We start from the raw sequence: 8,415 nt of genomic DNA on the forward strand, positions 1-8,415 counted from the left end.
CGGATTGATGATGACAAGGGCGATTTTTTTGCCCAAGCCTTCCTGAGCAGTGACGGGATCGTGCCGGGACAACAGGTTGTGTATATCCTTAAACTATGCACGGCACAACAGATCAAGGGGGCGTCTTTTGATCCGCCCCGGTTTGAGGGCCTGACTGCCAAACAGTTGACGGACTGGTCCAAAGATACCCGGACCATCAACGGCCGGGTCTTTATGGTCAATGAGACAAAATATCTGGTCCAGGCGGACGCACCCGGACAGTTTACCATTCCCCCGGCTGTTTTTGTGGCCCAGGTGCCCATACAGCGAACCAGACAACGTGATCCGTTTAATTCCGTATTCAATGATTCGTTTATTCGGGATTCATTCTTCGACACCACACCGGCAAAGCCCGTGCGTGTGGTGTCCAATTCCGTGAATCTGACGGTCTCTCCTTTGCCGGAATATAAGGGGGATAAACCCTTTTCAGGCCTTGTGGGTAATTTTTCCATATCAAGTGAGCTGGACAAAAATACGGTGAAAACAGGTGAATCCGCCACATTGACCGTTGTTATTAAAGGAACTGGGAACATTATGGATGCGGCGTTGCCTGCCCTGAACCTGAATACGGATCAGTTTAAAGTATATGAAGATACACCGGTTCAGGATGTGCAGGTTACCGAACAAGGATTTGAGGGACACAAAGTGTTCAAGCAAGCGTTGGTGGCTTCTGTTGCTGGCAAAGCCCTTATTCCCGAGCTTTGCCTGGTTTTCTTTGATACAGAATCGAAAACGTATAGAACCATTACCACAACGCCTTTAACACTTGATGTCCAACCGGGCGGCCCTGTGACCTTGGTGGATGCGGCTTCTGCCGTAAATACGGATGCGCAAACCCAGGCGGCAGTCAAAAACGAAAAATCCGAGGTGAGGCTTCAGAACAGGGATATTCTGGATATTAAAGAAGACATTGCGAGTATCCACTCACGCCCCTGTCTTTCCATGGGCTGGTTTGTCTTTCTGGTCTGCCTGCCGGCCTTGGGGTTTGGGGCGGCAGGCACGGTCATGCAGTTTGGCGCCAGGGAAAAATCTTTGAAAGAGCAATACCGTAAAAAAGCATGGGATTATCTAAAACAAGCGCGTAAAACCTCACCGGACGATCCCGGGTTTCTGCCGGGTTTGTCTTCAGCACTTACCTATGCCGTCCTGGCCCGGGGGGGCAAGGGGGGTGAAAGCCTGACCCGGGATGAGGTCCGGCAGATTCTGTCCTGCAACGGCCGGAACCAGGAAACCGTCAACAAGGTTACCCAGCTGATGGATGCCATGGATGCCGCCCGTTTCGGAGGAAAACCCATGGATGAGAATACCGCGCGAAGCTGCCTGGACCAGGTTTCTTCCCTGATTCGTACGCTTATGGTTGTGGTCTGTGTGGGATTCTCCCTTTTTATGTTCCGGAGCACGGGTCTGGCTGCCCAGGATAGTGCCGGGATAATCGCCCCAAAACAAGTTTACGCTGTAAAAGACACGGCGGGTGTATTTGTGGATGCGGTGCGCGCATATAAGACAGGGGATTATGCGGCGGCGGCTGAACAGTTTGAGTCAATCGCTGAAACCCGCGTCGATAATCCGGCTCTTTTTTATAATACCGGTAATGCATATTTGAAAAGCAAGGATCTGGGCCGAGCCATCCTGTGGTATGAGCGCGCAAGAAAACTTGCACCCTCGGATCCGGATTTAAGATTTAATTTGGCCTATGCCCAAAGCCTTTTAAAAGATAAAAAAGAGACCAGCTTCTCCTTTACCGATATCATTTATTTCTGGCAGGGCCTGATTTCTTTGAAATGGCTTCAGTATGCCTCGATCACGCTTTCTTTTTGTTTTTTTATTTGGGCAACGGTTCAAAAATCCAGGGGCAGACAGATTTTTTCAGGTGTGGGCATTTTTATTTTTTTATTTTTTGCCGGCACAACTCTGGCTGCGGGACTTGAATACAACCGGATTAACTCGAATATAAAAGCCGTTATTCTTGCTGAAAAAGCCGGTGTTCGTTCCGGAACCATGGATAACGCCACCCTCTTGTTTGACCTGCATGCCGGTACACGGGTTCGGGTGCTGGAAAAGAAAGATAACTACATGAAAATCCGTTTTGCCAAAGACAAGGTGGGGTGGGTGGCATGCAAAAATGTAGAAATAATATAGAAGAGAAAGAGAACACTGAAGTTGAATCTCTTTGGAAATTAATATATAACGACTAACCTAATTTTAACAAATCATTGATCCGCTCGGACAAATTTTACCGGGACGGTCAGGAATAAAATTTTCTATGGATATCATGAATACAAAAATCGGCGTTGTCGGGGCAGGTGCCTGGGGAACAGCACTTGCCAAACTACTTGCGGATAAAGGGTTTACCCTGGATCATTGGGCTTTTGAAACCGAAGTAAAAGAAGAAATTACCCTTCACAGGGAAAACAGAAGTTTTCTGCCCGGGTTCAGTCTGCCCCCAGGGCTTGTACCTACCAATGACATTGAAAAGGCAGTGTCCGGAAAAGATCTTGTGCTCATGGTGGTGCCCTCCCATTGTATGCGCGCTGTGGCCACACAGATGAAACCTTTTGTCTCCCCGGGCACTGTTATCGTCAGTGCCTCCAAGGGCATTGAAAATAAAACGCACATGATTATGACCGATATCCTGTCCGAAATTATTGATTTTTTGCCTGATCACAATTTTGGTGTGCTGTCGGGCCCAAGTTTTGCCAAGGAAGTGGCTGCAGGAATACCAACGGTGGTGGCAGCGGCAGCGTTGAAAAACGAAGTGGCCACATTTATTCAGAAGGTGTTTTCTTCGCCCAACTTCAGGGTCTATGTTAACCATGATATTATAGGCACCCAGATCGGCGGTGCCATGAAAAACGTGATTGCGATTGCCGCTGGTGCTTGTGACGGAATGAATATGGGACTTAATCCCAGGGCTGCTCTGATCACTCGCGGCCTGACGGAAATGAACCGTTTGGGCACCCGCCTGGGTGCAGATCCCTTAACCCTTTCCGGACTGGCCGGCGTGGGAGATCTGTTGTTGACCTGCACAGGGTTTCTCAGCAGAAATTACACTGTCGGCAAACAGATCGGCCAAGGCAAGTGCCTGGATGATATTATTTCGGAAATGCGCATGGTGGCCGAAGGTGTTAAAACCACCCGGTCCGTTTACAACATGTCAAAAAAACTTAATGTCGATCTGCCCATCTGTGCTGAAGTCTATTCTGTCCTGTTTGAAAACAGCCCTGTGGAAAAAACTGTTGAGCGGCTCATGGGCCGATCCCTGAAACACGAGTTGGCAGGCGTGATCTGATTTTCTTTTGATTAACAGGAAAGAATATGACGACCATAGAAAAAAGACAGGGCGAGGAAACCATTGCCAATGCCATAGCATTGGATATTTTAAACTCAAAATTCAAAATACCTCCCATGCCGGCCAATGGGCCAAAATTGATCTCCCTAATCAGAAAACCGATTGATGATATAGAAGTCGATGATTTTGTAAAGATCATTGATTCGGATCCAGGCCTTTTATCCATGATTCTTCAATTGGCAAATTCGATCTATTTCAAGGGAGTTAATGAGATTTACAGTTTGCGGTCAGCCATTGTCCGTGTTGGACTTCAAGAGACCATCAATACAACCAATTTATATTTTTTCAAGCGTATGTTCCCAAAGATTCCTGAAATAAAGGGGTTTCAACCCCAAGAGTATTGGGCCTTTTCCTGGGCTTGCGCCAATGCGGCAAGACGTCTGGGGCATCCGAACCTGGAGATGAATGTCAATCCGGGTGAACTTTATATTGCAGGATTGCTTCATGGTATTGGAAAATTAATTCTTGCAATTCAATATCCTTTTGAGTTTTCAAAATGCATTCAAACAGCCGCCAAATTAAAATTACCTATTCATACTGTTGAGCTGGATGAATTTGGAACTACAGACGCTCATATCGCATCAAAATTGTTGGGGATCTGGCATATCCCTTCCAGGGTTTGTACTAGTATAGAATTTTACCAGAATCCGGATTTGGCACCGGAAAAGGACAGACATATTGCGGCATTAATTCAGTTTGCCTATGCCGTTGCCTCAATGTCCGGTATTGGGAAAAACGGCGATGGCTGTGTCAGTTCGCTGGAATCCACCTGGATCGCCGGACAATCGGGATTACCATTGTCCAAAAAGGAAATTCAGGAAACGGTTGTCAAGGAGATCCAAAGGTCTCTGGAGAAAAAATCAGAAAGCATCACCGGTATCGCCCCCCAAAAACAAAATACGGTATCTGAGCCTAAAAATGAGCTTTCTCAACATCGGCAGATTGATAATATAAAAAATTCAATGTCTCCCAAGTTGTATTCAGCTAAAGCGGACTCGTCTAAAACTGGATTTTTTGCCTGGATACGTTCATTGTTTCATTGACAAAATAAAAGATTTTTTTAGTTTTTCCCAAGTCCTTTATGCGCTGTCTTTACGGCTTTTAAGATAACCTGTGTCATCCGGCAGGCCGGGCATGCGTGCTGTTGAATTGGCAAGGTGATCGCAGGCTTCGTTCAAGGGGTTACCGGCATGGCCTTTTACCCAAATGAACCGAATATCAAGACCCGGCAGAAGATCCAGAAGACGCTCCCACAAATCAGGATTCATGGCCGGGCTGCCGTCGGCTTTTTTCCAGCCCTTACGTTTCCATGCTTTTGCCCAGTTTTTGGTAATACCGTTGACAACATACCGGGAATCCGAATGCAGGCAGATAGGACGGGTCTCCTCTTTTAACGCTTCAAGGGCCACGATCACAGCCAAAAGTTCCATGCGGTTGTTGGTGGTCAGGTTAAATCCGCCGGAAAAAGTTTCCCCTGTTTCAAATACTACGCCATATCCCCCGGGGCCTGGGTTTCCGATGGCTCCGCCATCCGTATACACCATTACGGCATTTTCCGGATATTCATAATCGGCCGGCTCCTGCCCGGTCTTATTTTTCTTTGGGGCACTATCAAAATTTTTAGTTAAAGATGCAGGATTTGTGTAGGAAGGATCCTCCAGAAAGGCCAAGGCCTCCTGTTTTGTTTTAAAGCTTTTGAATCGGGCGCCTGCAAATCCTTTGACCTGGCACTGGGCATCCGGCCATGATGTAAATATACCTGTTTTTCGGCCCCTGGCCACTGCGTAGAATTTCATACCCAGACTATAATTACAAAAAAAAGGAATGTAAAGAAACATCTGTGTATCAAAATTAGGCTGTTTCTTGAAATAAATATGCATTCGGTGTAGAGTATTGAAACAATAACGGATCAATTGCAACATCTTGCCGCCGGTTTCAGGTGCCCAATAACCTAAAAAACAGGGGAGAGCCAGGCTAAATAGGCGGCTAAGCAGTTTGCATTAACCATAAAGGAGGTAAAATGGAACCCAGTAAATTCCGTGAATCAAGACTGTCCATCAACAGTTTGTGTGAACAATTGGACCAGCTTATAGAACAAGAGGAGGTGGATGAGTCAAGAGCCTGCTTTGACCAGGCATTCGTTCAACTGGACGAGTTGAAGCCCAAGGCTTCAGGAGATGTTCAGGAGCGTTCGGTTAAGAATCTGGCAATGAAGCTCAAGGGCATGGAAGACAGGATTTCCAAGTTAAAAACCAAGGGAACTCCATCCTCCGGCTCTGGATCTCGGGTAACAAATAATATTGAATGGGACATTGACCGGGTGGCACAATTAGCAAGAACTTTTCTTGAAAAAATACTGAAAAACATGGCTGGTGATCCAGAATCAAAAGTTTTTTTCGGCACTACGGGCAAAGGTATCCGTCCCAACTACCAGGTTCAGTTCAAAGAGGGTCAAATAACTTCGTTTACAGGATCAGGCCATAAACCCAAGGCAGTCTCCGCTGGTGAGGGTGCAAAAAATTTATCTGCACCTTTTTCCTTCCAGGAGGTTGACGCCATTTTAAACAAGACAGGCAATATTTGAAGGATTAAAACGGATGAAAACAATCAGAACACTGTTTTTATTTGCGATCATGTTTTCTGAAATGCATGTTTTTACCCAACAGGCACTGGCTGAATATGCCTCATCAGCCACTCAGGGCCTTAAAGTCAGGATTGATGCTATCCTTGATGTACTTAGGGCTCCTGACTTTCAAGGAGATGAGAAAAAAGAGATTCGCAGGCAGAAAATTCGTGACATTGTCCTGAATGGTTTCGATTTTGGTCGTATGGCCCAGTCCACTCTTGGAAAACATTGGAGAGGACGAACCCCGGAAGAAAAGCAGGCGTTTACGGTCCGGTTCCAGCGTTTGATTGAAACTGCCTATATCTCCAAGTTGGAAAGCTATACCAATGAAAAGGTGGTCTACCTTGATGAGCAGCTCAAAAGGAAAGAAGACCGGGAATACGCAAAAGTCCAGACCCAGATTATTAACACCGATGGTACTGAAATTCCCATTGCCTATATGATGCACAGGCAGGGCACAGATCCCTGGCTGGTATTTGATATCAACATTGAAGGGGTAAGCATGGTTAATAATTACCGCTCTCAGTTTGGTGAATTCCTCGGCCAAAAACCGTTTTCAGAGCTGCTCAAAGATATTGATGCAAAAAACAGCTCTGAATAACAGGCATGGGCTGATCTGGACTATCAACAGCCAGAGTCAACCCACAACAAGACATGAACGCAAATTAACAACTTATTAAAACTTTGATATAAAATAAAAAAAAGTCATTGCATCTTTCAAACTTATGCCGGTCTGTGATTCAACAGACCGGCATATTATATTCATATCCCGTTCGTTTCTGCTGACCGGCAATTGCTTTAGCCGGCATAAACTCCCACCAACCTCTAATACAATTTTAATGTTTATATATTATCATTGAGAATCATAGTGCGTTCCCATTAGATGTGCGGTGAACCATTTGGGTATGGAAAAAGCGCTTGGTTAATATAATGAATGAATAGTGGTCATTGACGAATAAAACCTGTGTCGGATTCAGCCTGGAAAGGGGCCAAAAGAGAAAAAAAATTTCGCAACAAAACACAATTCTAACTTTTGGTTAATATAATATTAAACTGAATCTAATAAATTTGAACAAAATTTTTAAGGAACATAGATGACATCGATTCATGTGCTTATACTACTTTGGGTGCTGACCGTTGCAGGATTTTTTATAGGTCGCAGCAAGGCCTTTGCTGTTTGCTCCGGCATAGGCGGTCCAAAAGCACTTCATTCCAGACCGTTATATTACGGAGCCCTGACCTCCATTTGGTGTGCGGTACCGGCTTTAATCGTGTTTTCGTTCTGGCTTTTTTTCCAGTCCACCATCATCATGGATCTGGTGATGGCAGATCTTCCAGAGGATATCCGATCCTTGCCCCAAGACCGCCTTAATCTTGTTGTCAATGATATCCGAAATATTGTATCCGGTAACCTTGTGGGCAATGAAATCAGTCCTGTCATTCAAGCTGCAGTCGATCATTATAAAAGTCTTGAGATGATCACCCAGGCCGCGTTAAGCGTAATCATAACGGCGATGTCCATAGTTGCCATTGCAGGTGTGTGTCTAAAAATCACACCAAAGCTTCGGGCCAGGAATCATGTAGAAAAGGTTGTTGAAATCCTGCTCATTGCCTGCGCCACTCTGGCTGTTGTCACCACCATCGGCATTGTACTTTCCGTATTTTATGAGGCATTTCGGTTTTTCAAGATTGTGCCGGTTCATAGCTTTTTATTCGGACTTGAATGGAGCCCCCAGATGGCCATTCATGCTGATCAGATCGGATCTTCCGGTGCATTCGGGGCGGTTCCGGTTATATTTGGCACCATGCTCATTGCCGGCATTGCCATGTGTGTGGCAGTGCCGTTAGGGCTTATGGCTGCCATTTACTTGTCTGAATATGCCAATGGAAAGTTTAGAAGTGTTGCCAAGCCGCTTTTGGAGATCCTGGCCGGGATTCCCACGGTAGTTTATGGTTTTTTTGCAGCCCTTGTTGTGGCCCCGGCCATCAAGGATGCGGGTAATATCCTGGGGTTTTCGGTATCTTCGGCAAGTGCTTTGTCTGCCGGGATCGTTATGGGAATCATGATCATTCCCTTTGTTTCCTCTTTATCCGATGATGTAATCACTGCGGTACCACGGTCCTTGCGGGATGGCGCTCTGAGCCTTGGTTCCACCCGGAGTGAAACCATTATCAATGTTGTGCTGCCCGCAGCCCTCCCCGGAATTGTGGGCGGGGTGCTGCTGGCCGTGTCCCGGGCCATTGGGGAGACCATGATTGTTGTCATGGCGGCCGGCCTGTCTGCAAACCTGACCGCCAATCCCTTCCAGGCAGTTACAACGGTTACGGCGCAGATTGTCACCCTGCTGGTGGGAGACCAGGAATTCGACAGCCCCAAGACCCTGGCCGCCTTTGCCCTGGG

Annotated in this window: 7 protein-coding genes; 6 read left to right on the forward strand and 1 reads right to left on the reverse strand. The window is 46.4% G+C overall.

Translation table 11 applies throughout. The features are described 5' to 3' along the window. The 3 genes from B3D59_RS00420 to B3D59_RS00430 form a co-directional block, all read left to right on the forward strand. On the forward strand, positions 1-2,178 hold a 2,178-nt coding region (locus B3D59_RS00420), incomplete at its 5' end, for a BatD family protein (RefSeq protein WP_286817112.1). Positions 2,179-2,302: 124 nt separating this feature from the next. Further along, on the forward strand, positions 2,303-3,328 hold the full coding sequence (locus B3D59_RS00425) for an NAD(P)H-dependent glycerol-3-phosphate dehydrogenase (RefSeq protein ID WP_286817113.1): 1,026 nt from the start codon (positions 2,303-2,305) through the stop codon (positions 3,326-3,328). A gap of 26 nt (positions 3,329-3,354) precedes the next feature. Further along, positions 3,355-4,431 carry an HDOD domain-containing protein gene (locus B3D59_RS00430; protein ID WP_286817114.1) on the forward strand — a complete coding sequence of 359 codons (1,077 nt, stop codon included), beginning with the start codon at positions 3,355-3,357 and terminating at the stop codon, positions 4,429-4,431. Between the two features lie 36 nt (positions 4,432-4,467). On the opposite strand, the gene rnhA is transcribed toward B3D59_RS00430, so the two are convergent. Next, positions 4,468-5,184, reverse strand: coding sequence for a ribonuclease HI (rnhA, locus tag B3D59_RS00435; RefSeq protein WP_286817115.1), 717 nt, complete (start codon positions 5,182-5,184; stop codon positions 4,468-4,470). A 224-nt stretch (positions 5,185-5,408) separates the two neighbouring features. Here rnhA and B3D59_RS00440 point away from each other — a divergent pair, with 224 nt between their 5' ends. The 3 genes from B3D59_RS00440 to pstC all read left to right on the forward strand — a co-directional run. Further along, positions 5,409-5,972, forward strand: coding sequence for a hypothetical protein (locus B3D59_RS00440; RefSeq protein WP_286817116.1), 564 nt, complete (start codon positions 5,409-5,411; stop codon positions 5,970-5,972). 13 nt (positions 5,973-5,985) lie between these two features. Continuing rightward, positions 5,986-6,615, forward strand: coding sequence for an ABC transporter substrate-binding protein (locus tag B3D59_RS00445; protein WP_286817117.1), 630 nt, complete (start codon positions 5,986-5,988; stop codon positions 6,613-6,615). A gap of 493 nt (positions 6,616-7,108) precedes the next feature. Further along, the coding region (gene pstC / locus B3D59_RS00450; protein ID WP_286817118.1) for a phosphate ABC transporter permease subunit PstC at positions 7,109-8,415 on the forward strand (1,307 nt) is incomplete at its 3' end.

Source organism: Desulfobacter sp. UBA2225, assembly GCF_002348205.1.
Taxonomy (GTDB): Bacteria; Desulfobacterota; Desulfobacteria; order Desulfobacterales; family Desulfobacteraceae; genus Desulfobacter; species Desulfobacter postgatei.

Excerpts from the sequence above, each read along its gene's own strand:
- B3D59_RS00440 (WP_286817116.1), top strand. The coding sequence starts at position 5,409 with ATGGAACCCAGTAAATTCCGTGAATCAAGACTGTCCATCAACAGTTTG.
- B3D59_RS00430 (WP_286817114.1), top strand. The coding sequence starts at position 3,355 with ATGACGACCATAGAAAAAAGACAGGGCGAGGAAACCATTGCCAATGCC.
- rnhA (WP_286817115.1), bottom strand. The coding sequence starts at position 5,184 with ATGAAATTCTACGCAGTGGCCAGGGGCCGAAAAACAGGTATATTTACA.
- B3D59_RS00445 (WP_286817117.1), top strand. The coding sequence starts at position 5,986 with ATGAAAACAATCAGAACACTGTTTTTATTTGCGATCATGTTTTCTGAA.
- B3D59_RS00425 (WP_286817113.1), top strand. The coding sequence starts at position 2,303 with ATGGATATCATGAATACAAAAATCGGCGTTGTCGGGGCAGGTGCCTGG.